Annotated in this window: 19 protein-coding genes; 14 read left to right on the top strand and 5 right to left on the bottom strand. The window is 66.2% G+C overall.

Annotated elements, in window-relative coordinates; all coding sequences use genetic code 11:
* Positions 1 to 38: 38 nt before the first annotated feature.
* The 3 genes from ispH to hpnI form a co-directional block, all read right to left on the bottom strand.
* Entirely contained in the window at positions 39 to 965 is a 927-nt protein-coding gene (ispH, locus tag BMY25_RS02185; protein ID WP_092495165.1) for a 4-hydroxy-3-methylbut-2-enyl diphosphate reductase, read from the bottom strand.
* Positions 966 to 1101: 136 nt separating this feature from the next.
* A complete protein-coding gene (gene hpnJ, locus BMY25_RS02190) occupies positions 1102 to 2529 on the bottom strand; it encodes a hopanoid biosynthesis associated radical SAM protein HpnJ (protein WP_092494929.1) in 1428 nt (475 codons plus the stop codon).
* Positions 2495 to 3730 (bottom strand): bacteriohopanetetrol glucosamine biosynthesis glycosyltransferase HpnI, encoded by a 1236-nt coding sequence (gene hpnI / locus BMY25_RS02195; protein WP_092494930.1) that lies wholly within the window; start codon positions 3728 to 3730, stop codon positions 2495 to 2497. The genes hpnJ and hpnI overlap by 35 nt, the downstream gene beginning before the upstream one ends.
* A gap of 234 nt (positions 3731 to 3964) precedes the next feature.
* Between hpnI and BMY25_RS02200 the strand changes: the two genes are divergently transcribed.
* Positions 3965 to 6673: an MMPL family transporter gene (locus BMY25_RS02200; protein WP_238858104.1), complete on the top strand. Its 2709-nt coding sequence runs from the start codon at positions 3965 to 3967 to the stop codon at positions 6671 to 6673.
* A 17-nt stretch (positions 6674 to 6690) separates the two neighbouring features.
* Here the strand turns inward: BMY25_RS02200 and glpD are convergent, their stop codons facing one another.
* Positions 6691 to 8301 carry a glycerol-3-phosphate dehydrogenase gene (gene glpD / locus BMY25_RS02205; protein WP_092494931.1) on the bottom strand — a complete coding sequence of 537 codons (1611 nt, stop codon included), beginning with the start codon at positions 8299 to 8301 and terminating at the stop codon, positions 6691 to 6693.
* A 215-nt stretch (positions 8302 to 8516) separates the two neighbouring features.
* Here glpD and tcyJ point away from each other — a divergent pair, with 215 nt between their 5' ends.
* Genes tcyJ through tcyN form a run of 3 tightly spaced genes read left to right on the top strand, consistent with a single transcriptional unit; the run spans position 8517 to position 10796 of the window.
* The gene (gene tcyJ, locus BMY25_RS02210) at positions 8517 to 9311 is read left to right on the top strand and encodes a cystine ABC transporter substrate-binding protein (RefSeq protein WP_092494932.1); all 795 of its coding nucleotides are present in this window, start codon (positions 8517 to 8519) and stop codon (positions 9309 to 9311) included.
* 13 nt (positions 9312 to 9324) lie between these two features.
* On the top strand, positions 9325 to 9993 hold the full coding sequence (gene tcyL / locus BMY25_RS02215; RefSeq protein WP_092494933.1) for a cystine ABC transporter permease: 669 nt from the start codon (positions 9325 to 9327) through the stop codon (positions 9991 to 9993).
* 26 nt (positions 9994 to 10019) lie between these two features.
* Positions 10020 to 10796, top strand: coding sequence for an L-cystine ABC transporter ATP-binding protein TcyN (tcyN, locus tag BMY25_RS02220; protein ID WP_092494934.1), 777 nt, complete (start codon positions 10020 to 10022; stop codon positions 10794 to 10796).
* 7 nt (positions 10797 to 10803) lie between these two features.
* Here the strand turns inward: tcyN and BMY25_RS02225 are convergent, their stop codons facing one another.
* On the bottom strand, positions 10804 to 11496 hold the full coding sequence (locus BMY25_RS02225) for a GntR family transcriptional regulator (RefSeq protein WP_238858105.1): 693 nt from the start codon (positions 11494 to 11496) through the stop codon (positions 10804 to 10806).
* 158 nt (positions 11497 to 11654) lie between these two features.
* Here BMY25_RS02225 and BMY25_RS02230 point away from each other — a divergent pair, with 158 nt between their 5' ends.
* The 10 genes from BMY25_RS02230 to BMY25_RS02275 all read left to right on the top strand — a co-directional run bounded on the left by BMY25_RS02230 (position 11655) and on the right by BMY25_RS02275 (position 25067).
* A complete protein-coding gene (locus BMY25_RS02230; protein WP_177176658.1) occupies positions 11655 to 13079 on the top strand; it encodes a M20 family metallopeptidase in 1425 nt (474 codons plus the stop codon).
* Between the two features lie 8 nt (positions 13080 to 13087).
* Entirely contained in the window at positions 13088 to 14839 is a 1752-nt protein-coding gene (locus BMY25_RS02235; protein ID WP_238858106.1) for a M28 family peptidase, read from the top strand.
* A 60-nt stretch (positions 14840 to 14899) separates the two neighbouring features.
* The gene (locus tag BMY25_RS02240) at positions 14900 to 15772 is read left to right on the top strand and encodes a transporter substrate-binding domain-containing protein (RefSeq protein WP_092494935.1); all 873 of its coding nucleotides are present in this window, start codon (positions 14900 to 14902) and stop codon (positions 15770 to 15772) included.
* Positions 15773 to 15850: 78 nt separating this feature from the next.
* Positions 15851 to 16570, top strand: a complete 720-nt coding sequence (locus BMY25_RS02245) for an ABC transporter permease (protein WP_092494936.1) — start codon at positions 15851 to 15853, stop codon at positions 16568 to 16570.
* A complete protein-coding gene (locus BMY25_RS02250; protein ID WP_092494937.1) occupies positions 16570 to 17337 on the top strand; it encodes an ABC transporter permease in 768 nt (255 codons plus the stop codon). Before BMY25_RS02245 ends, BMY25_RS02250 begins: the two co-directional genes overlap by 1 nt.
* Before the next feature lie 26 nt (positions 17338 to 17363).
* Entirely contained in the window at positions 17364 to 18230 is an 867-nt protein-coding gene (locus BMY25_RS02255) for a transporter substrate-binding domain-containing protein (protein ID WP_428976933.1), read from the top strand.
* A 192-nt stretch (positions 18231 to 18422) separates the two neighbouring features.
* Positions 18423 to 18941, top strand: coding sequence for a flavin reductase (locus BMY25_RS02260; protein WP_238858107.1), 519 nt, complete (start codon positions 18423 to 18425; stop codon positions 18939 to 18941).
* Positions 18942 to 19055: 114 nt separating this feature from the next.
* Positions 19056 to 20498 (top strand): sodium:proton antiporter, encoded by a 1443-nt coding sequence (locus BMY25_RS02265; protein WP_092494938.1) that lies wholly within the window; start codon positions 19056 to 19058, stop codon positions 20496 to 20498.
* A gap of 142 nt (positions 20499 to 20640) precedes the next feature.
* Positions 20641 to 22506: a CHASE3 domain-containing protein gene (locus BMY25_RS02270; RefSeq protein ID WP_177176659.1), complete on the top strand. Its 1866-nt coding sequence runs from the start codon at positions 20641 to 20643 to the stop codon at positions 22504 to 22506.
* Between the two features lie 257 nt (positions 22507 to 22763).
* Entirely contained in the window at positions 22764 to 25067 is a 2304-nt protein-coding gene (locus tag BMY25_RS02275) for a putative bifunctional diguanylate cyclase/phosphodiesterase (protein WP_238858108.1), read from the top strand.
* The last annotated feature ends 298 nt before the right edge of the window (positions 25068 to 25365 follow it).

The raw sequence follows: 25365 nt of genomic DNA on the forward strand, positions 1-25365 counted from the left end.
AGCGTCCTTTCGGTGAATTCGATTGAATGAATAACGGGTCAGGCTGTGGCGAGTTCGGCCGGCAGCTTGAAATTGATGCGTTCTTCCTTGCCGTCCAGCACGGAAACCTCGATGGGCTTCACGCGGCCGAGCGCGGCGATCACGTCGTCGACCAGCACGTCGGGCGCCGATGCGCCGGCGGTGAGACCCACCACCTCGGCATTGGCGATCCAGGCGGGGTTCACCTCGCTGCCGTCGGCCACGAGGTAGCTGGGCAGGCCGGCTTCCTCGCCGATCTCCCGCAGGCGATTGGAATTGGAACTGTTGGTGGCGCCGACCACGATGATCACGTCGGCGACCTGGGTCAGTTCGCGCACCGCCGTCTGGCGGTTCTGCGTGGCATAGCAGATGTCGCGCGTCTCCGGCCCGATGATGTCGGTGAAGCGCGCCGTCAGCGCCTCCACGATGGCGCGCGTGTCGTCGAGGCTCAGCGTCGTCTGCGTAACGTAGGCGACCGGCGTATCGATCGGCAGCGGCAGCGTTTGCACGTCGGCGAGCTTCTCCACCAGGTACACGGGTCCGTCCACCTGGCCCAGCGTACCTTCCACTTCCGGGTGGCGGGCATGCCCGATCAGGATCAGCGTCCGACCCTGAGCGATGTAGCGCCGTCCCTGATTGTGCACCTTGGTGACCAGCGGGCAGGTGGCGTCGAACGTCAGGAGGTCGCGACCGCCGGCCTCGGCCTCCACGCTGCGCGGCACGCCATGCGCGCTGAAGATCGCGACGGAGCCGTCGGGGATCTCGTTGAGTTCCTCGACGAAGCGGACGCCCTTGGATTCAAGGCTCTGCACGACATGCCGGTTATGGACGATCTCGTGACGAACATAGATGTCGCGGTCGTATTTGGTGAGGGCACGCTCGACGATGTCGATGGCGCGAACCACGCCGGCACAGAAGCCCCTTGGCTGTGCGAGAACAATCTTCATCCGCACCTCGTCGTCGGCGAGCCCGATCGCTCCGGGAGAGAGTAAATCCATACCGTGAAACTCAGGAAAAGAGAAGGAGACAGCCCGTCGCGCCCGCACTCGAGCGGCGCGACGAACCGAAGCATGGCTGCGGGGCTCAGGCGACCAGCTGCCGCCGCTCGCGCAGGAAGTGGAAGAACTCCACGCCTTCGCGCAGGCGACGCTTCATCATGTCGGGGCTGCGCACCATCTCGCCGACGATGGAGGCGATCTTCGGCGCGCGGAAGTAGAACTTCCGATAGAAGTCCTCCACGGAGGTGAAGATCTCCTGGTGCGACAGATGCGGGTAGTGCAGCGGCGCGACCTGCACGCCGTTCTCGTCCACCAGCTCGGCATTGGCCTCGTCGAGCCAGCCGTTCTTCACGGCCTGGTCGAACAGGAAGGTGCCGGGATAGGGCGCGGCCAGCGAAACCTGGATCGTATGCGGATTGATCCGGGTGGCGAACTTGATCGTCTCCTGGATGGTTTCCGTCGTCTCGCCGGGCAGTCCGAGGATGAAAGTGCCGTGGATGGCGATACCGAGTTCGTGGCAGTCCTTGGTGAACTTCTCCGCAACCTCGATCCGCATGCCCTTCTTGATGTTGTGAAGGATCTGCTGGTTGCCCGACTCGTAGCCGACGAGCAGCAGGCGCAGGCCGTTGTCCTTCAGCACCTTCAGCGTCTCGCGCGGCACGTTGGCCTTGGCGTTGCACGACCACGTCACGCCGAGTTTGCCGAGTTCGCGGGCGATCTCTTCCGCGCGTGGCAGGTTGTCGGTGAAGGTGTCGTCGTCGAAGAAGAATTCCTTGGTCTGCGGGAAAGCCTGCAGGCAGTACTTGATCTCTTCGATCACGTGGCCGACCGAGCGGGTGCGGTAGACGTGGCCGCCCACCGTTTGCGGCCACAGGCAGAAGGTGCAGCGCGATTTGCAGCCGCGGCCGGTATAGAACGAGATGTACGGGTGCTTGAGGTACCCGATGAAGTAGTTCTCCATCACCAGATCGCGCTTGTAGACGGAGGTGACGAAGGGGAGCTTGTCCATGTCGTGCATGACCGGGCGGTCTTCGTTATGCACGATCACGCCTTCGGAATTGCGGAAGGACAGGCCCTTGATGGTGGAGAGGTCGCGGCCGTCGGCCACGTCCTTGATGGTGAAGTCGAACTCGTTGCGGGCGACGAAATCGACGGCGGGCGCATTGCGCAGGCTGCCGTCCGCGTCCACCGCGACCTTGGCGCCGATGAGGCCGACCTTGAGGTTCGGGTTCTCGGCCTTGAGGGCCTCGATGGCGGCGACGTCCGACTTGAAGGACGGCACCGAGGTATGCAGCACGGCGAGGTCGAAATCCTTCGCCTGCGCGGCGACCTCGGCGAGCTTCACCTTGTGCGGCGGCGCATCGATCAGCTTGGAGTTCTCGATCAAGGCCGCCGGTTGGGCGAGCCAGGTCGGATACCAGAACGACTTGATCTCGCGGCGCGCCTGATAGCGCGAGCCGGCGCCGCCGTCGAAACCGTCAAAGGAGGGAGCTTGAAGAAACAACGTCCGCATCAGACCGATCGGCTCCAGCTTGAGTTAGGGTGCCGCCCGACACCAGAAATGCATCGCTCTTCCAGCGAACAGTTTTGCCGAAAAAACTCGCCACAAACAATCCGAAAGAGAGTAGGTCGCGGAACGGCACAAGCAAGATCTGGTGATGTCGCAGGTTGAAGCGCCGCGCTCCTGCGCAGCCGATCGCCATGCGGCAGCAAATCGCCAGAAGGCACAAGGCGCCACCCGGCCAGACCGCGACATCCGCACCGCCGAATGCCGTTTGGGTGCCAAGAAACCAGCCAAACAAGGCGAAAGGAAGGGGATGGGTCAGGAACGACCCGGCGTGACCTGCCGGATCGACGCTGCGAATGGTCCGTTGCCAGCGCAGTTCGTGATGCCAGAGCTCATTGGCGGTATGCTCCGAAGAGACATGGCCGACCGCGAGCCCCGGGACCGCCACGCGGCCGCCGAGTTGCCGCAGCCTTTCGCCAAGCTCGTAGTCGTCCGCGAGACTGTCCGCCAGGGGGCGGAAGCCGCCGATGGCCTCAAGCGAAGGGCGGGTGAAGGCGACGGTCGAGCCCATGCAGGGGTTCGCCATGCCGAGGGAGACGCCGGTGACGACATTAGGCAGGAAGTGCGTGTCCACCGCGAGGGCGGAGAGCCGCGCCCAGAAACCGCCGATGGGCAGGCCGTGATAGAGGCAGGTGACCCCCTTCACGCCCGGCTGCGAGAGTTCGGAAACCACGCGGCGGAGGTAGTCCGGCTCCACGGCGATGTCGCTGTCGGACAGGACGAGCACCTCATGGACGGCTGCTTCGCCGATATTGATCAGGTTGGAAACCTTGCGATTGCGCCCGTGCTGCCGGTCGCTGACGACGAGGTCGAGCCGCCGCTCGGGAAAACGCCGCTGCAGTTCGCGCACGATCGCGATGACCGGGTCCGCCGCGTCCTGCACGCCCAGCACGATTTGGACGGCAGCCGGATAATCCTGCTCGCAGAAGGACCGGAGATTGTCGAAGAGGCCGGGTTCGTCGAGGTGCAGCGGCTTGAGGATGGAAACGGCCGGGAAAACCGCAGGCGCCGGCGGCTCGTCGCGCCGGAAGCGCCAGACGAGGACGGCGCTCAGGGCGAGATAGAGGCTGCCGATACCCGCCACGACGAGGCAGAGGACGGAAAGCCAGAAGGAGAGGGAAGCGAGCCAGGCCATCGATCGAGACATAGCCGCCTCGAACCGGCAGCGGAATGGTCAATGGCCCTCGCGGTCTTCGCGCCGGCTCCCGCGCCTCGCAAACCTGCGTGATTTCCGGCCTCTCCCGCCGGGAATGACGCTTTCCGACCTCGGCTTTCCTTGATCGGGAGCGGGCCACCCGCTACGACGCTGCCACGAAACGTCGCAGGCAACCGGCTCTGCGCGAAAGGCAGAGCTTTGATCGAGACCCTCGTCAGGACCTCCGTGAGAAGGCCGTGGATCGTGATCGCGTTGTCCGCGGTCATCGTGCTGCTGCTCCTCTATGTCACCGTGACCCGGTTCGCCATCAACACGGATACGACGCGGCTGATCTCGGCCGACCTCCCCTGGCGGCAGAACGAGATCGCCTTCAACAAGGCGTTTCCGCAGAACAGCGACCTCATAGCGGTGGTGATCGACGGCGACACGCCGGAACATACCGATGATGCGGCCGACCGGCTGGTCGCGGCTCTGTCGAAGCATTCGGACGTCTTCCGCTCGGTGCGGCGGCCGGATGCCGGGCCTTTCCTCGCCAGGAACGGCCTCTTGCTTCTGCCGACGGACGAAGCCCGGGCGCGCGTCGAGCAGATGCTCCGCTCCCAGCCGCTCCTGGCGCCGCTCGCCGCCGATCCGAGCCTGCGCGGGCTGATGACGGCGATCCAGGGCAGTCTGCAGATGATGGCGCAAGCCGGTGCGGCGGGAAGTCCCGCGTCGCAGGCCAATCCTCAGGCGCAACCGCAACCGCAAGGCTCCGCTCAGGTCGCTCCAGCCAATTCCCAGGCCAGTTCCCAGGCCGACCCCCAGGCAGACCCTCGCGCGGCGCAGGCCGCGGGGCTGCAGCAGTTCGGCCCGGCGCTGGAGCGAATCTCCGTCGTGCTGGACCGCGTGCTGTCCGGCGAGCGGGCGCGCCTTTCCTGGCAGGGGCTGCTTTCCGGCCAGCCGAGCGAGCCGGCGGATCTTCGCAAGATCGTGCTTGCCCAGCCGGTGCTGGACTTCAACGCCTTGCAGCCCGGCGCCGCCGCGACCGACCTCGTGCGCCAGACCATCGCGGATCTCGGCATCACCGGGGAAAACGATCTCCGGGCCCGGCTCACCGGCGACGTGCCGCTGGCCGACGAGGAATTCGCCACTGTCGCTGAAAACGCCGGGCTCAACGTTTCGCTGACCGTGCTGGCGATCGCTGTGATCCTGTTTCTGGCGCTCCGCTCCGGCCGCGTGATCTTCGCCGTGCTCGTGACGCTCTTCGCCGGGCTGATCGCGACCTCCGGTGTCGGCCTGCTGATGGTGGGCGAACTCAACCTGATCTCTGTCGCCTTTGCCGTGCTCTTCATCGGCCTCGGCGTGGACTTCGGCATCCAGATCGCGGTGCGCTACCGGGCCGAGCGCTTTGCCGGCAACGAGCTTCGTCCCGCGATCGTGAAGGCGGGCCGCATCGTGGGCTGGTCGCTGACGCTTGCCGCCGTCTCGCTGCTGGCGGGCTTCCTCTCCTTCCTGCCGACCGAGTTCAAGGGCGTTTCCGAACTCGGCCTGATCGCGGGCGTGGGCATGATCATCGCGTATCTCGCCAGCCTGACGCTGCTGCCGGCGCTGCTTGTCGTGCTGCGGCCGCCGGTGGAAACGGTATCCGTCGATACGCAGGCGCTGGTGCATGTCGACCGCTGGATCGAGCGCCATCGCTGGCTGGTCATCGCGGTTACCGCGCTGGTGGTGATCGGCGGCATTCCGTTCCTGATGAAGCTGCGCTTCGACGCCAATCCGATGGACCTGCGCAGCAAGAAGGTGGAATCCGTCTCCACCTTCCTCGACCTGTCACGCGATCCCGACACCAGCCCCAACACGACCGACGTGTTGCGGCCCAACCTCGCGGACGCCGACGGGCTCGCCGGCAAGCTGGCCGCGCTGCCGGAAGTGGCGCGCACCCTGACGCTCTCCACCTTTATTCCCGACGATCAGGCCGAAAAGCTCGCGATCATCCGGGAAGCGGCGGCGCGGCTCGGGCCGGTGCTGACGCCCGGCCAGACAGCGCCCGCCCCTACAGATGCGGAACTCGTGCAGTCCCTTTCCGCCACGGTGGCGGCGCTTCGACAGGCATCGCAGGGGGGAGGCAGCGCTGTTCCCGCATCCTTCGGCCATTTCGCCGACGATCTCGATAGCCTCGCCCGTGCCGATGCGGCCAAGCGCAGCGCGGCGCAGGCGGCCATCGTTTCCGGCCTGCCGACGGTGCTGTCGCAATTGCGCACCTCTCTGACCGCCCAACCGATCACGCGGGAAAGCCTGCCGGCCGACTTCGCGGCGGAGTGGATCGCCGGGGACGGCCGGGCCCGCGTGCAGGTCTTCCCGAAAGGCAATTCCAACGACGCCGCCGTGCTTGACCGCTTCACCGCCGCGGTGCGCGCCGTGGCGCCCGATGCGACGGGAGCGCCGATCGCCATCGCCGAATCCGGCCGCACCATCGTCCGCGCTTTCATCGAGGCGGGCATCTTCGCCCTGGTGGCGATCTTCATCATTCTCGCCGTGGCGCTTCGCCGGCCGGTGGACGTGATCCTGGCGCTGGCCCCGCTTGTTCTGGCGGGGATCATGAGCCTGGAATTCGCTTATCTCATCGGACTTCCGCTGAACTTCGCGAACATCATCGCGCTGCCGCTGATGTTCGGCGTCGGCGTCGCCTTCCACATTTATTATGTCATCGCGTGGCGGGCGGGGGTCGCCGACATGCTGGCTTCCAGCCTGACGCGGGCGATCTTCTTCAGCGCGCTGACGACCGGCACGGCCTTCGGCAGCCTTTGCTTCTCCAGCCATCCCGGCACGGCAAGCATGGGCGAGCTTCTGGCCGTCTCGCTGTTCTTCACGCTGCTGGCGGCCTTCATCATCGTGCCGGCCTTTCTGGGGCCTACCCCGGAATTCACGGACAAGCCAAAGGCCGGCCTGCACTGAGGCGGGGGAGAAAGCCGCTAGAGCGGCGCCTGCCCGGGCAGCCCGACCGGAACGGCGTCCCCGATCGGTGACACCCCTGTCGGTGACGCTTCCGTCGGCATTTGCCGTGGGAGCACGAGCGTTTCGAGATACGCCTCCAGTTCGGCGACCTGCTGGCGATCGAGGCGAAGGCCGAGCTTGGAGCGGCGCCAGAGAATATCCTCGGCCGAGCGCGCCCATTCCCATTCCATCAGGAAGCGCACTTCCGCCTCGCTGAGGCCGCCGCCGAAATCCCGACCGAGGCCCGAGAGCCCCGTCGCCGAGCCGAGAATGCGAGCGGCATCCGTGCCGTAGGAGCGGAGCAGGTGGCGCAGGAAGGGCACGGGGAAGCCGGGATAGGCGGCTTCGAAACCCGTGACCAGCGCCTCGAAGCCGTCGATCGGGAAATCCCCGCCGGGCAGCGGCTCCTCCGACGTCCACGGCATGCCGCGGGGTCCGAGCACCGTGCCGATCCGCGTCAGCGCCGCTTCCGCCAGTTTCCTGTAGGTCGTGAGCTTGCCGCCGAAGACGTTGAGGATGCGAGGCCCAGGCCCGGCGTTGTCCGGCCCCTCCGGTCCGTCCAGCCGCAGCACGTAATCGCGGGTGGCCTCCTGCGCGATGCTGGCGCCATCGTTGTAGAGCGGCCGCACGCCGGAATAGCTCCAGACGACGTCGCCAGCCTCGATGTCCCGGTTGAAGTACTGGCCGGCCGCGGCGCGGAGATAATCGACCTCTCCCTCGGTGATCCGGACATTGGAGGGATCGCCGGGGTAATCGAGGTCGGTGGTGCCGATCAGCGTGTAGTCGCCCTCATAGGGTATGGCGAAGACGATGCGCCCGTCGGCGTTCTGGAAGATGTAGCAGCGATCGTGATCGAAGAGCTTGCGGACCACGATGTGGCTGCCCTGGACGAGGCGGACATTGTGGGTGCTCTCGGCCCGGCCCATCCCGGCCAGCAGGGTGTCGACCCAGGGGCCGGCAGCGTTCACCGCCATGCGCGCCCGCACTTCGCTGATCTCGCCGGTGCAGCTGTTCTGCAGCGTGGCGCGCCAGCCGCCCCCGTCCGGCGCCAGCGAGGAGACGCGGGTCCGCACGCGGATCGTCGCCCCGTGCTTCGCGGCGGACCGGGCATTCAGGACGACGAGGCGGCTGTCGTCCACCCAGCAGTCGGAATATTCGAAGGCGCGGGTGAAATGCGGCTTCAGCGGCCCGCCCGCGACGTCGCGGCGAAGATCCAGCGAGGTGGCGGGGGGCAGGAGCTTCCGGCCGCCGAGATGATCGTAGAGAAAGAGGCCGAGCCGCAGCAACCAGCGCGGCCTGAGCCCGGCATGGTGGGGCAGCACGAAGCGCAACGGCCAGATCACGTGCGGCGCCATGCGCCAGAGCACCTCGCGTTCCCGCAGCGCCTCGCGGACCAGCCGGAACTCGTAATGCTCAAGATAGCGAAGGCCGCCATGGACGAGCTTGGTGGACGCGGAGGAGGTGCCGCTGGCAAGGTCTTGCGCCTCGCAAAGCAGCACGGAGTAGCCCCGGCCTGCCGCGTCGCGCGCGATCCCGGTGCCGTTGATCCCGCCACCGATCACGAGAATGTCGAACTCGCCGCCTGCCATCGTTTCCCACCGCTGCCCAAACGCCGACAGGATCAAAACGTAAGCCCCCGGCACGCTTGCGCAACAGAAAAACGGCGAAGAAAGGTACATTGCACCCGGACGGGACCTGCGGGCCGGAAGGGCCTTGCTTGGTGCAACTTTCCCGAGCGTATAGAGTTCAGCCAAATCGAGGCCGGCACGTCGTTCCGGCCGGACAAACTGGCAGGACTGATCCCTTGACCCTTTTCCGGCTCCGCCCCCTTTTCGCCGCCGCCTGCGTGCTGCTGGCGTCCTCCCTCGCCATCGACGCCGCGAGCGCCGCCGATCGCCTCGATGAAGTGAAGAGCCGGGGCGCGCTGGTCGTCGGTCTCGAAGGCACCTATCCGCCGTTCTCGTTCCAGGACGAGAGCGGCAATCTCGTCGGGTTCGAGGTGGATCTCTCCAAGGCGCTGGCCGACAAGATGGGCGTCAAGGCCCAGTTCCAGCCGACCAAGTGGGACGGCATTCTCGCCGCCCTCCAGTCCGGTCGCCTCGACGTCGTGGTCAATCAGGTGACGATCACCGACGAGCGCAAGAAGACCATCAGCTTCTCCGATCCCTATACGGTGTCCGGTATCCAGATCATCGTGCGCAAGGGCGAAGAGTCGAAGATCAACAAGCCGGACGACCTGCAGGGCAAGGCGGTCGGCGTGGGCCTCGGCACCAATTACGAGCAGTGGCTGCGTCAGAACGAGCCGAAGGCCGAGGTCCGCACCTACGACGACGATCCGACCAAGATCTCCGACCTCGTTTCCGGCCGCATCGACGCGGTGCTGAACGACCGGCTGGTCGCGGCCGACCTCGTGAAGAAGTCGGGCGGCACCATCGTCGGCGCCGGCGAGCCCTTCTCCAAGCAGGAAGCCGGCATCGCCATCGCCAAGGGCAACCCGGAACTGCTGGCGGCGGTCAACAAGGCGCTGGGCGAACTGCGGCAGGACGGAACGCTCGCCGAGATCTCCGACAAATGGTTTGGCACGGACGTGACCAAGTAGGCGGTTCGTTCCGATGGATCCCCAGCTACAGCTGGTCCTGCAATCCGCCCCCTTCCTGCTGAAGGGGGCGATCTATACCGTAGGCCTCAGCATCGGCGGCATGGTCTTCGGCCTGCTGATCGGGTTTGCGCTGGCGCTGATGCGCCTGTCGCGCGTCTGGCCGCTGATCTGGATCGCGCGGATCTACGTGTCCTTCATCCGGGGCACTCCGCTGCTGGTGCAGCTCTTCCTGATCTATTACGGCCTGCCGGCCTTCGGCGTGCGGCTCGATCCCATCAGTTCGGCGCTGATCGGCTTCTCGCTGAACATGGGCGCCTACACGTCCGAGATCCTGCGCGCGGCTATCGGCTCCATCGATCGCGGCCAGTGGGAAGCGGCCTATTCCATCGGGATGACCTCGGCGCAGGCGATGCGGCGCATCGTGCTTCCGCAGGCGGCCCGGGTCGCCCTGCCGCCGCTCGGCAACAGCTTCATCAGCCTGGTCAAGGACACGTCGCTGGCCGCGACGATCCAGGTGCCGGAACTCTTTCGCGAGGCGCAGCTGATTACGGCCCGCACCTTCCAGGTCTTCACGATGTATCTCTCGGCCGCCTTCCTCTACTGGGTGCTGTCGAGCCTGCTCGCCTGGGTGCAGTCGGCGCTGGAGGCGCGGGCCGGGCGGCACAGCCGGGAGGCGCCATGAGCGCGGCGGCGAACTCTCCGCGCCCGATGATCGACGCGCGGGGGCTGACCAAGAGCTTCGGCACGAACGAGATCCTGCGTGGCATCGACCTGGCGGTGGAGCCCGGCGAGGTGCTGGCGATCGTCGGCCCCAGCGGCTCCGGCAAGACGACCCTTCTGCGCTGTCTCAACTGCCTGGAAGCGCCGACGGCGGGCACCATCCGCGTCGGCGACATCACCATCGACGGCTCGCGGCCGCTGCGGCGGCAGACGCGGGACGTTCGGGCGCTCCGCCAGCACGTCGGCTTCGTGTTCCAGAACTTCAACCTGTTTCCACACAAGACGGCGCTGGAAAACGTCGTCGAGGGACCGTTGATCGTGAAGGGCGAGCCGCGCGCGAAAGCCGAGGCGAGGGGGCGCGACCTCCTTGCCAAGGTCGGGCTCGCGGACCGGGTGGACAGCTATCCCTCGCGTCTTTCCGGCGGCCAGCAGCAGCGCGTCGCGATCGCCCGCGCGCTCGCCATGCGGCCGGACGTGATCCTTTTCGACGAGCCCACCTCCGCGCTGGATCCGGAGCTTGTCGGCGAGGTCCTGGCGACGATCCGCGATCTCGCGCGCGAGCGGCGGACGCTGGTCATCGTCACGCACGAGATCAGCTTTGCCCGCGACGTGGCGGACCGGGCGATCTTCATGGATCGCGGCGTGATCGTGGAGCAGGGGGACGCGCGTGCCGTGCTGACGACCCCCCGCGAGGAGCGGACGCGACTGTTCCTGCGCAAGTTCCTGGCCGGGCAGGTTCCGGCGGCAGGAAGCCTTCCGGCCTGAGCCTCTGCTAGTTCCCGTCCGGCTCGCCGGGCTGGCGGATGTGGAGCTCGATCACCCGCTTCAGCGCGGCGGCATCGCGCCGGCGGATCGCCTCGATCATCGCGTGATGCTCGCGGGCTGATTTGGCGACCCGCGCGCGGCTCCGCCATTGCCCGGCCGGAGCGGGCGAGGCGCGAGTGCGGAGTTCGGCGACGAGGCCGACCAGTTCCCGGTTGTCGCAGAGCCCGAGCAGTTCGCGGTGGAATTCGAGGTTCACCTCGTATTGCTCCAGCAGCGCGCCGGCATCGAGCAGGTCGTCGAAGCGGCGGGCAAGGCCCTCCAGCCGAAGGAGCGCCGCCTCGTCGGCCAGCGCGACGATGCTGTCGGCCGCCGCCACCTCCAGGATGATGCGGACGTCGCGCACCTGCTCGGTCTGCCGTCCGTCCGGTTCGTGGACGCGGTAGCCCCGGTTCGGGATATGCATGACGACCCGCTTCTGCGCGAGCAGGTCCAGCGAGCGCCGCACCTCCGGCCGCGTGGCATTGTAGCGGGTCTGCAAATCGATCTGCTTCAGCCACAGGCCGGGCGGCAGCGCGCCGGATCGGATGTCGCGCGCGATCCGGTCCGTCACTTCCAGCCAGCTGAGCTTTGAGTTCGCTTCGTCCATGTCTTCGCTCTTGCCGCAACGCGAGCCGATCGGCCAGCCCTTGCCTTTGTTCAAATTGAGCAAATTTTCCGCAGGGATTCGCCCCGGACGCGGAATCATTCGGCAGCGCCGCTCTTGTGCCCGCGAAAGCTTCCGCCGATATTGGCGCCAATTTTGATGAGGCCGCGCGCGGAATGCAATCCAGCGGCGGCTGCAGCAGAGCGGAATATCGCGTGAAAAACAGCGCTGAGATCTGGGACCTCGTTGAAGCCAAGCGTGAGCAGTTCTTTGAGCTCAGCGATCGCGTGTGGGACACGCCCGAGCTGAACTATCAGGAAAAGCGCTCGATGGCCGAGCACCGCTCTATGCTGGAGCGCGAGGGCTTCCGCATCACCGAAGGGCTTGCCGGACTGCCGACCGCCATCATGGGCGAGGCGGGCGACGAGGGACCGGTCATCGCGATCCTCGGCGAATACGATGCGCTGCCCGGCCTCAGTCAGGAAGCGGGCGTGGCGGAGCATCGTCCGGTCGAGGACGGCGGCAACGGCCATGGCTGCGGCCACAATCTGCTGGGCGCCGGTTCGCTGATGGCGGCGACCGCGGTGAAGGATTTCCTTGCCGCCCACGGCATCAAGGGCCGCGTGCGCTATTACGGCTGCCCGGCGGAAGAGGGTGGCTCGGCCAAGGGCTTCATGGTGCGCGACGGCGTCTTCGACGATGTCGATGTCGCGATCTCCTGGCATCCCGCTCCGTTCGCCGGCGTCAACAATCCGATCTCGCTCGCCTGCAATGAGCTGAGCTTCCACTTCACCGGCCGCTCCGCCCACGCCGCCGCCTCGCCGCATCTCGGCCGCAGCGCGCTGGACGCGGTGGAGCTGATGAATGTCGGCGTGAACTACATGCGCGAGCACATGCCGAGCACGGCGCGTGTCCATTATGCCGTGACCGATACCGGCGGCTCCGCGCCCAACGTGGTGCAGGCCAAGGCGACGGTGCGCTATCTCATCCGCGCCCGCGACCTGACCGACCTGCATGCGCTGCTCGCCCGCGTCCGCAAGATCGCCGACGGCGCGGCGCTGATGACGGAGACCTCCGTCGAGGTGAAGGTGCTGAGCGGCGACGCCAATCTTGTCGGCAACACGCCGCTGGAAAGCCTGATGCACGGGAACCTGGAGCGGCTCGGACCGCCGGCCTTCGACGAGAAGGACCGCGCCTTCGCCGAGGAAATTCAGAAGACGCTGCGCTGGGACGACATCAAGGCCTCCTTCGACCGCTTCGGCCTGAAGCCGCGCAAGGACGTGCCGCTCTGCGACGTGATCTTCCCGCCGGAAAGCGGCGACGGCACGCTGGTGGGCTCCACCGACGTGGGCTCCGTCAGCTGGGTCGTGCCGACCGTGCAGATGCGCGGCGCGACCTATGCCGTGGGGACGCCCGGCCATTCCTGGCAGCTGGTGGCGCAGGGCAAGCTGCCGGCCGCCCACAAGGGCATGGAGCATGCCGCCAAGGTCATGGCCGCGACTGCGCTGGATCTGATCGCCGATCCCGCGCTGATCGAGGCCGCCAAGGCCGATTTCCGCGACCGGCTCGCCGGCTCGCCCTTCGTCAATCCGATCCCGGACGATGTGGAGCCGCCGCTCGACATCTCCGCACATTCCTGAGGCGGGCCATGGACCAGATGACATCGGGAAATCCGGGGCAGGACGCCGCCACCCTGGAGCAAATTGCCGACGAGGTCGATCGCGAGCGCCTGATGGCGCATATGCGCGAGTTCGCCCGCCGCGTGAAGCTCTCCGGCACGCCGGAGGAGCTTGAGAGCTTCCTGTATCTGCAGGAGCAGATGAAAGGGTTCGGCTATCGCACCGAGCTGCTGTCGCACGACGCCTATATCAGCCTGCCCGGCAAGTCCCGTGTGGAGGAGGGCAGCCGCGAGATCCGCAGCATCACCCATTCCATGTCGGTGCCGACCGCCGGCGGCCCCGTCACGGCGGAACTGGTCTATGTAGGCGAGGGTACGGAAGAGCTGATTTCCCGGCAGGACGTGCGCGGCAAGATCCTGCTGATCGACGGCATCGCCTTCGAGGACGTTGCCGCCGCCGCATCGAAGGCCGGCGCGCTGGGCGAGCTTCATGTCAGCCCGACCGAACTCCTCTACGAGATGTGCGTGTCGCCCGTTTGGGGCAGCCCGTCCCAGCATACGAAAGCTCAGCTGCCGTCCACGGTGATCTGCACGATCTCGCGCGACGACGGCGCGGCGCTGCGGGAGCGCGTGCAGGCCGGCGAGAGCGTCTGCGTCACGCTGGAGACGGAAGTGGATACCGGCTGGCGCAAGACGCCGCTGCTGGTCTGCGAGATCGGCGCGCGCGGGGGCGAGCACGGGGGCGACCTGGAGGGCGGGGCGTCCTCCGATCCCTTCATCCTTTTCTCCGGGCATCACGACACCTGGCATTTCGGCGTCATGGACAATGGCGGCGCCAACGCCACCATGCTGGAAGCCTCCCGCATTCTCGCGGCGCACCGGCAGGACTGGCAGCGCGGCCTGCGCGTCTGCTTCTGGTCCGGCCATTCGCACGGCCGTTATTCCGGCTCCGCCTGGTACGCCGACGACTACTGGCACGATCTGGAGCGCCGCTGCGCCGCGCATGTGAACGTCGATTCCACCGGCGGCGCTGGAGCCGACGTGCTCGGCCATTCCGGCGTGATCGACGAACTCAAGGCGCTTGCCGCCGACGAGATCGCGGCGGTCAGCGGCCAGCTTCACGAAGGCCGGCGGCAGGGCCGCGCCGCCGATCAGTCCTTCTGGGGCGTCGGCATTCCCTCCATGTTCGGCAGCCTCAGCCATCACCCGCAGGGTGCGCTGAAGATGCCGGTGGCGCTCGGTCCCTGGTGGCACACGCCGGAAGACCTGATCGAGCACATCGATCCGGACAATCTCGTCCGCGATACGAAGATCGCACTTCGCGTGCTCTGGCGTCTCCTCGCGGAAACGGTGCTGCCGCTTCGCTACACGGCCTACGCCCAGGCTTTGGCCGACGAACTCGACCGGATCGACGGCGCCCTGGCCGGACGGCTCCCCCTCGATGACCTGAAGCGGGCGGTCGGCGAAATCCGCCACCTCGCGAGCGAGATCGAGACGGGCGCGGAAAGCCTGTCCGGGGCTGCGGCGCGAAAGGCGGACGCGGCCTTGATGCGGGCATCGCGCGCGCTGGTGCCGCTGAACTACACGAGCGGCGAACGCTTCCACCACGATCCTGCCGTCCCGTCCCCCGGCTGGCTCGGCCTGCAGGGAATCCGGGATCTGGCCGGGCTGGAAGCCGGATCGCCGGAGACGCTCTTCTACACGGTGCACGCGCGCCAGACCCGCAACCGGGTGGCCCATGCGCTCCATCAGGCGAGGGAAGCGCTCGCCGCCGCGCTCTAGGGAAACGAGAGGCAAGGGCAAGAGCCCAGGCCCCCCAAGGGGGCGAGAAGGGGAACCGGAATGCGAAAGACTGGAATGTTTTCGGCGCTCGTTGCCGGCATGCTCGCGCTCGCCGCAAGCATGGGCACGGCAGAGGCCAAGGACTGGACGCACGTCAATATCGGTATCGAAGGTGCGTTCCCGCCGTGGAACATGATCGACAGCGACGGCAAGCTGGCCGGCTACGATGTCGATCTGATCAACGATCTCTGCAAGCGCGCCGAGATCAAGTGCGACCTCATCGCCGGTGAATGGACGAGCCTGATCCCGAGCCTCAATGCCGGCAAGTTCGACATGGTCATGTCGGTCGGCATCAACGAGGCGCGCAAGAAGGTCGTCGACTTCACCGTGCCTTATGCGAGCGGCGCGGCCACCTTCATCGTCGCCAAGGACGGCACCGTCGCCGACATGCCGATGGCGAACGAGAGGCTCAACCTCAACGACCACGCCAAGGCCGATCCGGTCATGGCGGACATGGCCAAGATCCTGAAGGGCAAGACGGTCGGCGTGGTGGGATCCTCCAGCCACGAGCAGCTGATGCACGCCTATTTCGGCAACGACGTCGATGTGCGCACCTACAAGGGTTCGGCCGATCGCGATCTCGATATCGCGGCCGGGCGCATCGATGCGGGCTTCGACAGCGGTGTCTATGCCGCTTCCATGCTGGGCAAGCCCGGCAGCGAGGACCTGAAGGCCACGGGACCGCTGATCAAGGGGGCGATGCTGGCCACCGACGTGGCGATCGCGCTGCGCAAGGGCGAACCGGATCTGAAGGCGAAGTTCGACGCGGCGATCAAGGCCGCTGCCGCCGACGGCACCATCCGCAAGCTTTCGGTCAAGTGGAGCAAGCTTGACTTGACGCCGGAATTCGGGCCGGAGCAGGCGACCAAGTGAAACCGGACCGGCGGCGCCAAGCCGCCGGATCCTCTTGCGGGAGTGCGGCATGCGGCTCGTTTGTGACAGTGAGGCAGTGTGAATAGGCCCGGCTTTATCGAGCTGATGGGCTTCGGTGAGCATGGCTGGGGGGCGACCATGCTCCACGCCGCGCTGATCACCCTTGCCGTGGCGATCTGCGGCTTCCTCGTTGGCGCCGTCATCGGCGTATTCGCCGCCTGGGCCAAGGTGCAGGGCGGCCCCGTGCTCCGCCGGATCGCGGATGCCTACACGACGGTGCTGCGCGGTATTCCCGATCTGCTCGTCATCTATCTCTTCTATTTCGGCGGCAGCTCGGTGCTGAGCACGCTCGGCCATCTCTTCGGCCAGAGCGGCTTTATCGGCATTCCGGGCTTCCTGGCGGGGGCGCTGGCGGTCGGCGTCGCGTCGGGCGCGCACCATACGGAGGTCTTTCGCGGCGCCTATGCCGCCGTGCCGAAGGGCGAGATCGAGGCGGCCATGGCGATCGGCATGTCGCGCCCGTTGCGCTTCCGCCGCATCATCGCGCCGCTGACGCTCCGGACCGCCATTCCCGCGCTCGGCAATGTCTGGCAGCTCGTCCTCAAGGAATCTGCGCTGGTGTCGGTCACCGGGGTGGTCGAGCTGCTCCGCCAGGCGCAGATCGGCAGCGGCTCCACCCGCCAGCCCTTCGACTTCTTCCTGGCCGCCGGCATCCTCTATCTGGTGATCTCCACGATCTCCGGCTGGATCATGAGCCGCGCCGAGCGGCACTATTCGCGCGGCATGAGGAGGGCCTGATGGATTTCGCTTTCCTCTACGAGACGCTGCTGACGATCCTGCCGGGCGTCCCGCTGACGCTGAAGCTCGCGGTCGGCTCGGCGCTGCTCGGCCTGGTGCTCGCGCTCATACTCGCGCTGATGCGGCTGTCCGGCGTGAAGCCGCTGGAATGGGTCGCGCGCCTCTATGTCTTCGTGCTTCGCGGCACGCCGCTGCTCGTGCAGATCTTCCTGATCTATTACGGCCTCGGGCAGTTTCCCGCCGTGCGGCACAGCCTTCTCTGGCCGTTTCTGCGCGAGCCGGTCTGGTGCGCCGTGCTGGCGCTGACGTTGAACACCGCCGCCTACGGCAGCGAGATCATCCGCGGCGGCCTGCTTTCGATCCCCGGCGGGCAGATCGAGGCGGCGCGGGCCTGCGGCATGTCGCGGTTCCTTCTGTTCCGGCGCATCGTGCTGCCGCTCGCCATCCGGCAGGCGCTGCCCGCCTACGGCAACGAGTTCATCTCGATGGTGAAGGCGACCTCGCTCGCCTCCATCATCACGCTGATGGAGATCACGGGGCTTGCCGCCAAGCTGATCTCGGAGACCTACCGGGCGATCGAGGTCTTCATCGTGGCGGGAGCGATCTATCTCGCGATCAACTTCGTACTGACGCGCATCATCCTCTTCGCCGAATACCGGCTCACTCCGCACCTGCGCGAGCGGCCGGGCGGCGTGCCTTCCATAGACGACCGGCTCGACCCCGCGGCGGCCGCCGCGGAGGGACTGCCGGGCGGCAAGGTTCACTGACGGCGGACGGGGCCGGTTGCCCGCATATCCGAAAGGAAGACATCGTGAAGATCGCAAAGTTCCTGGCCGCAGCGCTGCTCGGTCTTTCCATGGCCGGCGCGGCGCACGCCGACGAAAAGAAGTGGACGAAGATCAATATCGCCACGGAAGGCGCGTTCCGTCCGTGGAACTACACCAATGCGGACGGGTCGCTCGGCGGCTTCGAGGTCGATCTCTACAAGGATCTCTGCGCCCGCATGAAGGTTGAGTGCACGATGACGGCGCAGCCCTTCGACAGCCTGATCCCGGCGCTGAACGCGGGCAAGTTCGACGCCATCATCGCGGGCATGTCGGCGACGCCGAAGCGCGAGCAGGTGATCTCCTTCTCCGTGCCCTACGGCACGACCGGCCAGACCTTCGCGACGCTGAAGGACAGCGATCTCGCAAAGATGCCCGATAAGGGAGAGGTGTTCTCGCTGGCCACCAACGAGGCGGGCGCCGCCGCCGAGGTGGAGAAGCTGAAGCCGCTGCTCAAGGGCAAGGTCATCGGCGTGCAGACCGCGTCGATCGCCGAGACCTGGCTCAACAAGTACCTCAAGGACACCGTCGAGATCCGCGAATACAAGACCACCGAGGAGCACGACCTCGATCTGCTCGCCGGTCGCATCGACCTCACGATCGCTTCCATGGCGTATCTCTCGACCGCCGCCGCCAAGCCGGGCAACGAGGACATGGTCGTCGTCGGTCCCCGCTTCCAGGGCGGCATGCTCGGGCGGGGCAGCTCGGTCGGCATGCGCAAGGGCGATACGGAACTGAAGGCCATGTTCGACAAGGCCATCGGCGAAGCCCAGGCAGACGGCACGATCAAGAAGCTGTCGGCCAAGTATTTCGGCTTCGACGTCACCCCGCGCTGAGGCTTCGCCTCGAAGACAGCGCCGGCCGGGTCCCCGGCGGCGCTGTCGTCTCGCGGTAAAGCCGGGCCTGATTGGCAGCTCTGCCGAAACCTGACTTGCTCCGGCAGGAAACGGCATCTATCTCATCGGGAACCGTTCGGCCTGCATTTCGCTTTCGGCGCCGGATCTTGCCAAGCCACGGAGCCGGAGTTCTTGCCGACGCCTGAAACATCCGAAACGCCCTATGTCCGGATCTCGCGCCAGGCGTTCCGCGACGCGATGGCCCATGTCGCGGCGCCCGTTCATGTCGTGGCGAGCGATGGTCCCGCCGGTCGGGTCGGCGTGACGGCCACGGCGGTCTGCTCCGTGACCGACGATCCGCCAACCCTGCTGGTCTGCCTGAACCGCCGCGGCAGCGCCACGGAGGCGGTGCGCGCCAATGGCGTCATCTCCGTCAATACGCTGGGCCACGGCGACCGCGAGCTCTCCGCGATCTTCGCCGGCCAGCGCGGCGTTCCCATGGCGGACCGCTTCGGCCACGGGACGTGGACGACGCTCGTGACCGGCGCGCCGGTCCTGGAGGGCGGCCTCGTCTCCTTCGATTGCGTGATCGACGATACGGCCGAAGTGGGCACGCATCTGATCTTCTACTGCCACGTCGTCGGCGCCGAGTTCCGCGAGCACGGGACCAACCTGATCTATGTCGGGCGGCGCTACACGACCACCGCTTGACCCTGAACAATCCGGGAGCAGCGTTGGATCGGGGGTCGACGTGTTTAGATCAGTCCTTCAAAGATGAACGGGCGATCGCTCCGACCAGCAAGCCCGGAACGACATGAGGACTGGATGATCTCGAGAACGACGCTGCGGGCCGGATTGGTGGGAACCGGTGTCCTGGGCCCGGTCCTTGCCGCCCCGGCGCCCGCCTTCGCGGCCTCCGCCGAAGGGGGCATCAACGGCGCCGGCCTCGATCTCCTCTGGATTATCCCCTTCGCCGGCCTGCTGCTGTCCATCGCGCTGATGCCGCTGGTCGCGGCCCGCATCTGGCACCATCATTTCGGCAAGATCGCCGCCGGCTGGGCCGTGCTCTTCGTGGTTCCCGCGATCCTCTCCTTCGGGGCGGGCACCACCGCCGACGCGCTGCTGCACGCGCTGATCGGCGAATACATCCCCTTCATCGTGCTCCTCTTCGCGCTCTTCACGGTTGCCGGCGGCATCTACATCAAGGGTAACCTTCATGGCGCGCCGGCACTGAACACCGGCATCCTGCTGCTCGGCACGGCCTGCGCCGGCATCATGGGAACGACGGGCGCCGCGATGCTCTTCGTGCGGCCGCTGATCCGCGCCAACGACGACCGTCGGCACAGCGCCCATGTAATGGTCTTCTTCATCTTCCTGGTCGCCAATATCGGCGGCTCGCTGACGCCGCTGGGCGACCCGCCGCTGTTCCTGGGCTTCCTGCAGGGCGTCAGCTTCTTCTGGCCGACGACGCATCTGCTCGGGCCGATGGCGCTGGTCTCCCTGATCCTGCTGGTCTTCTTCTTCGCTATCGACCGTTTCCTTTATATCCGGGAAGGGCGAACGCGGCCCGATCCGACGCCGGACAGCCGCATCCGGATCCACGGCCTGGCCAATGTGCCGCTGCTGATCGCGATCGCGCTGATCGTGCTCGGCACGGGGATCTACAAGTCGCCGATCGTCTTCCATATCGGCACGGTGGAACTGGCCTTCCAGGACCTCCTGCGCGATGTGCTCCTGATCGGCATCGCGCTCCTGTCGCTGGTCCTGACGCCGAAAGCGACGCGCGAGGCGAATGGCTTCGAGTGGGGACCGATCGCGGAAGTGGCCAAGCTCTTCGCCGGTATCTTCATCACGATCATCCCGGCGCTGGCGATCCTCAAGGCTGGGCAGGAGGGAGCGCTTTCCGGCCTGCTCGATCTTCTCACCAACGCGCGGGGCGAGCCCTCAAACGCCATGTATTTCTGGCTGACGGGCATCCTGTCGAGCTTCCTCGACAATGCGCCGACATATCTCGTGTTCTTCAATGCCGCCGGCGGCGACGCGCAGCACCTGATGGGGCCGCTGGTGAAGACGCTGGAGGCGATTTCGATCGGCGCCGTTTTCATGGGCGCCAACACCTATATCGGCAATGCTCCGAACTTCATGGTGAAGGCCATCGCGGAATCCAACGGCATCCGCATGCCCAGCTTCTTCGCCTACATGCTGTGGTCGGTCGTCATCCTGGTTCCGTGCTTCGTTCTCATCACCCTGATCTATTTCCTCGGGTAAGAATTTTCCATTTGGCGAAACTTTGCGCTTGAGACTCGAGGCTCGCCTCCTACTTTCGTCGGCTTGTTGACGTTGTCCTGGAAAATACGGTTCGTGAATGCCTTCCGAGCGCAATTCTGATGCCGCGTCGTCAGGCAGGCCGATGATTGCACCTTCCCGGTTTGCCCTGCGCTCGCCCGTTATCCCGCTGGCCGTGGGATTTGCGCTGCTTGCGGCCGTAGTCATCGCGACCGGCTGGTTCATCGAGCAGTCCAAGATCGACAGCCGGGCGATCCGCAACATCGTCTCCATCGAGGATGGCCTCGCCCGCACGCTGACGCTGGTGCTTGACGCGGAAACCGGCCAGCGCGGCTATCTCCTGACCGGGGACGAGAGTTACCTCGCGCCTTTCAATGCGGCGTTGAAGGATCTGCCCGGCCAGCTCGCGAACCTGAAGGCCAAGCTCGCTGGCGATTCCGGCCAGCAGATGAGCTACGCCTTGCTGGAGCCGCTGGTGCGCGACGAGCTCGTCGAGCTGCAGCACACGGTCGGGCTGAGACAGGCCGGCAAGGCGGATGATGCCATGGCGATCGTCCTCGGCGGCAGCGGCAAGGCGGGGATGGATCGCATCCGCTCCCTTGTCGGCGCGATGAAGAGCCGCGAAGCGCTGCTGATGGAAGCACGACAGGCGCGTGCCGAACGGACGGCGAGCCGGTTGGAGGCGGGCGGGCTCGCGGCCATCGTCCTGGTGCTGCTCATTTCGAGCGCCGCCCTGATCGAGGCGCGCTTACGTTTCCGCGACCTCAAGTTCGCCCGCGACACGCTTCACAGCTCCAACCAGCGGCTGCAGGTGGAAATGCTGGAGCGGCAAAAGGCGGAAACCGCGCTGCGCCAGGCCCAGAAGATGGAGGCGATCGGCCGGCTGACCGGCGGTGTGGCGCACGATTTCAACAACATGCTCGCCATCGTCATCGGCAACCTGCAACTGGCGCAACGGCGGCTGCGCAAGGGCGTGGTCGACGTCGACACCTTCCTGACGCATGCGGCGGAAGGGGCGAGCCGCGCGGCGATGCTGACCTCGCGCCTGCTGGCTTTCGCCCGTCGCCAGCCGCTTTCGCCACAGCCGATCGAGGTCAACAAGCTGGTCGGCGGCATCTCGGAGCTGATGCGGCGGACGCTTGGGGAGGAGATCGCCATCGAGACGGTGCTGGCCGGCGGGCTCTGGCGGATCCATGCCGACGCCAACCAGCTGGAAAGCGCTCTGCTGAACCTTGCCCTGAATGCCCGGGACGCCATGCCGTCCGGCGGGCGGCTGACGATCGAGACGGCCAACGCCGATCTCGACGAGCGCTATGCGGCCTCTCACAACGAGGTGACGGCCGGGCAATATGTGATGATCGCCGTCACCGATACCGGCGAGGGCATGACGGAAGAGGTGAAGGCGCAGGCCTTCGAGCCCTTCTTCACCACCAAGGCTTCCGGGCACGGTACGGGGCTCGGCCTCAGTCAGGTCTATGGCTTCGTCAAGCAATCAGGGGGCCATGCGAAGATCTACAGCGAGGTCGGCCGGGGCACGAGCATCAAGATCTACCTGCCGCGCTTCAGCGGCGCGGACGAGGCGACGTCCCTCGTCCAGCCCCTCCTGCAGGAAACCGGAGCGCCACGGGGCACGGTTCTCGTCGTGGAGGACGAGGAGGCGGTCCGCCGCATCAGCCTGGAAATCCTGCGCGAACTCGGCTTCCGCACCCTTGAGGCGTCAGGCGGCCGGGCAGCTCTGGAACTCCTGGACGCCAACCCGGATATCTCGCTGGTCTTCACCGATGTCGTGATGCCGGAGATGAACGGGCGCAAGCTGGCCGACGAGATCAAGCGGCGCTTTCCCGAGATGAAGATCCTCTTCACCAGCGGCTACACCCGCAACGCCATCGTCCATAATGGGACGCTGGATCCGGGCACGGCCTTCATCGCCAAGCCGTTCAGCCACGAACAAATCGTGGCAAAGTTGAACGAAATCCTTCATTCGAGTTAGGGGCAAGTCTTCGGGAGCTATGCTCCTGATTCACCCTGTCTCATCTGCGCTGCTTTTCTTTGCTCGTTTCCGGCTCTACATACTGCGTTGGGCGCGCATCGCGCGGATTGTTCTCCAGAGGCCTCCTGGCTTCGACCTGATCGGCACTGGCGAGGCAAAAGCTGCCTTAATCATTGCGAAAGAGGGGCGGGATAATCTGCGATGCGCCCGTAGCGGCTCAGGGATCCGGCGTTGAACTCTCGCATGTTGAAGACATGATGCTGTCACAGGATTGGCGCCGCTTCACCGAGAGCCTCCCGAACAACGTCTATGCGTCCGTCGTCAACTCCCTTTTCGACAACCTCAACACGCTGATCGCGGGCATGGTGAGCGCCTCGATCGCGGCGTTCATCACGGCCTGGAAGACGAGCAGTCGACCGCTGCTGATATGCGCCATCCTGCTGACGGTGATCGGCATCTGCCGGTCCATCGACATGATCGGCTATCGCCTGCGAGGCGACGTCTCGACCAAGCGGGCGGCCAAGCGCTGGGAGGTCCACTACGCCATCGGTGCCGGCGCCTATTCGGCGGCGCTGGGGTTCTGGTGGCTGATCAGCTTTCTCACCACGTCCGACAGTTTCGTCCAGCTTCTCTGCGCCGCCATAACCATCGGCTATGCCTGCGGCACGTCCGGCCGCAACTACGGCGTGCCGAACGTGGTCACACTGCAGATCGTCTGCACCTGCGTGCCGCTCGCCTTCGCGATGCTGGCGCGGGGCGACGTCTACTACATCATCCTCGCCTGCTTCATCCTGCCCTTCTTCTTCGCCCTCAAGAAGATCGCTTCCAGCCTGAACCAGACGCTGCTGAAGGCGGTCATCTCGGCGGAGGACGTGACGCTTCTGGCCGGGCGGCTCGATGCGGCTCTCAACAACATGCCGCAGGGCCTCTGCATGGTGGGCGGGGATTCGCGCATCGTCGTGGCGAATGGCCAGTTCGCGCAGATCCTGGGCCTCGATCCCCAGGTGCCGCGCGTGGGCGCGCGCATCACGGAAGTGCTGGTCGAGTGCATCCGCTCCGGGCTCTTTTCCGCCAGCGCCGCCGGTCGCATCGTCTCCGACTTCAAGGCGAACATGGAGCAGCGCACGAGCGGACGGATGCATGCGGAGACGCAGGCGGGGCGGACCTTCGCGGTCACCTTCCAGCCGACAGGCAACGGCGGCTCCGTACTCCTCCTGGAAGACATCACCGAGCGACGCAGCGCGGAAGCCAAGATCAAGCACCTCGCCAGCTACGACGCGTTGACCGGCCTCCCGAACCGCACGTTTTTCCGTTCCCAGATGGACCGCGCTTTGTCGCTGATGCGACGGAGCACGGACCAGTCGGCGCTGCTCTTCGTCGATCTCGACGAGTTCAAGCAGATCAACGACACGATGGGGCACCCCACGGGGGATGCCCTGCTTTGCGCCGTGGCCGACCGGCTGCAGCGTATCGTGCGCGAGACAGACGTGATCGGCCGCTTCGGCGGCGACGAGTTCGTGGTGCTGCAATCCCCCGTCGGAGCGCCCGAGGAAGCCGCCGCGCTTGCCAAGCGGGTGGTGGAGACGCTGAGCGAGCCTTACGAGATCGAAGGGCACCAGCTCATCGTCGGCGCCAGCATCGGCATCGCCATGACCGGCCAGCACGAGGTCGACGCCGACCACCTCCTGCGCAATGCCGACATGGCGCTCTACCGCGCAAAGGCGGAGGGAAGGGGCACCTGGTGCTTCTTCGAGCCGGAGATGGACGTCACCGCCCGCGCCCGCCGCACGCTGGAATCCGATCTCCGCAAGGCGCTGGCCGATGAGAGTTTCCAGATCTTTTTCCAGCCGCTGGTCAATATCCGGACCGGCCGCGTCTCCACTTGCGAGGCACTTTTGCGCTGGACGCACCCCGAGCGGGGGATGGTTTCCCCGGCGGAGTTCGTGCCCGTCGCGGAGGAAATGGGGATCATCAACGAACTCGGCGTCTGGGTGCTGCGCAAGGCCTGCCAGGAATGCGCGGCCTGGCCGACGGACGTGCGCGTTGCGGTGAACCTGTCCTCAATGCAGTTCCGTCGCGGCAACATGACGGGAACCGTGCGCGAGGCGCTGTGGGCGGCCGGACTGCCGGCGGAACGGCTGGAGGTGGAGATCACCGAATCCGTGCTGCTGCAGGATACGGAGGCCACGCGCGTGACGCTGACCCAGCTGCACGATCTCGGCGTCCGGATTTCCCTCGACGATTTCGGCACCGGCTATTCCAGCCTGAGCTATCTCCACAGTTTCCCGCTGCAGAAGGTGAAGATCGACCGCTCCTTCCTGCAAGGCATCCAGAATGGCGGGCGATCGTTGACGCTGCTGCGCGGCGTTGCGCGCATGAGCGACGAACTCGGCATGTCGGTCGCAATCGAGGGCGTGGAGACGCAGGAGCAGCTCGACCTCGTGGCGGCCGAGCCGAGCATCACCGAAGTCCAGGGCTTCCTGTTCAGCCCAGCCGTCTCCAGCAGCCGCATTCGCGAGTTGCTGCAATCGGACATGACGGCGGCCACCAAGGTCGCCTGACGACCGGCCGGTTGCCCCGAGAGGCGGCCTTTCCTCGTTCCTTCCATCTTCATCTGGACGTGGCGCACCGTCGCCCTGAACCCTGTCGGCCGACCGATCTGCGGGGGTAGCGTTCTCCCGCGTTAACACTTCCGGCGAAACCGTCCTTCGGAATTCCACCTGAAGCTGCGCATTTTTTGCGCGCATATAGGCTGCTGAATTCTTTGGCAACGGCCCGGAAAGCCGCGGCCGAGGCTGCTTTTGGCGCGTTCTTCGACATCTTCCGCAACGCTCGCACACAGCTGCTGCTCATCTTTCG

It is taken from the genome of Faunimonas pinastri (assembly GCF_900110915.1).
Classification (GTDB): Bacteria; Pseudomonadota; Alphaproteobacteria; order Rhizobiales; family Afifellaceae; genus Faunimonas; species Faunimonas pinastri.

Coding starts and splice junctions, on each gene's coding strand:
- ispH (WP_092495165.1), bottom strand. CDS start 965: ATGAAGATTGTTCTCGCACAGCCAAGGGGCTTCTGTGCCGGCGTGGTT.
- hpnJ (WP_092494929.1), bottom strand. CDS start 2,529: ATGCGGACGTTGTTTCTTCAAGCTCCCTCCTTTGACGGTTTCGACGGC.
- hpnI (WP_092494930.1), bottom strand. CDS start 3,730: ATGTCTCGATCGATGGCCTGGCTCGCTTCCCTCTCCTTCTGGCTTTCC.
- glpD (WP_092494931.1), bottom strand. CDS start 8,301: ATGGCAGGCGGCGAGTTCGACATTCTCGTGATCGGTGGCGGGATCAAC.
- tcyL (WP_092494933.1), top strand. CDS start 9,325: ATGGATCCCCAGCTACAGCTGGTCCTGCAATCCGCCCCCTTCCTGCTG.
- tcyN (WP_092494934.1), top strand. CDS start 10,020: ATGATCGACGCGCGGGGGCTGACCAAGAGCTTCGGCACGAACGAGATC.
- BMY25_RS02235 (WP_238858106.1), top strand. CDS start 13,088: ATGGACCAGATGACATCGGGAAATCCGGGGCAGGACGCCGCCACCCTG.
- BMY25_RS02240 (WP_092494935.1), top strand. CDS start 14,900: ATGCGAAAGACTGGAATGTTTTCGGCGCTCGTTGCCGGCATGCTCGCG.
- BMY25_RS02250 (WP_092494937.1), top strand. CDS start 16,570: ATGGATTTCGCTTTCCTCTACGAGACGCTGCTGACGATCCTGCCGGGC.
- BMY25_RS02265 (WP_092494938.1), top strand. CDS start 19,056: ATGATCTCGAGAACGACGCTGCGGGCCGGATTGGTGGGAACCGGTGTC.
- BMY25_RS02270 (WP_177176659.1), top strand. CDS start 20,641: ATGATTGCACCTTCCCGGTTTGCCCTGCGCTCGCCCGTTATCCCGCTG.
- BMY25_RS02275 (WP_238858108.1), top strand. CDS start 22,764: ATGCTGTCACAGGATTGGCGCCGCTTCACCGAGAGCCTCCCGAACAAC.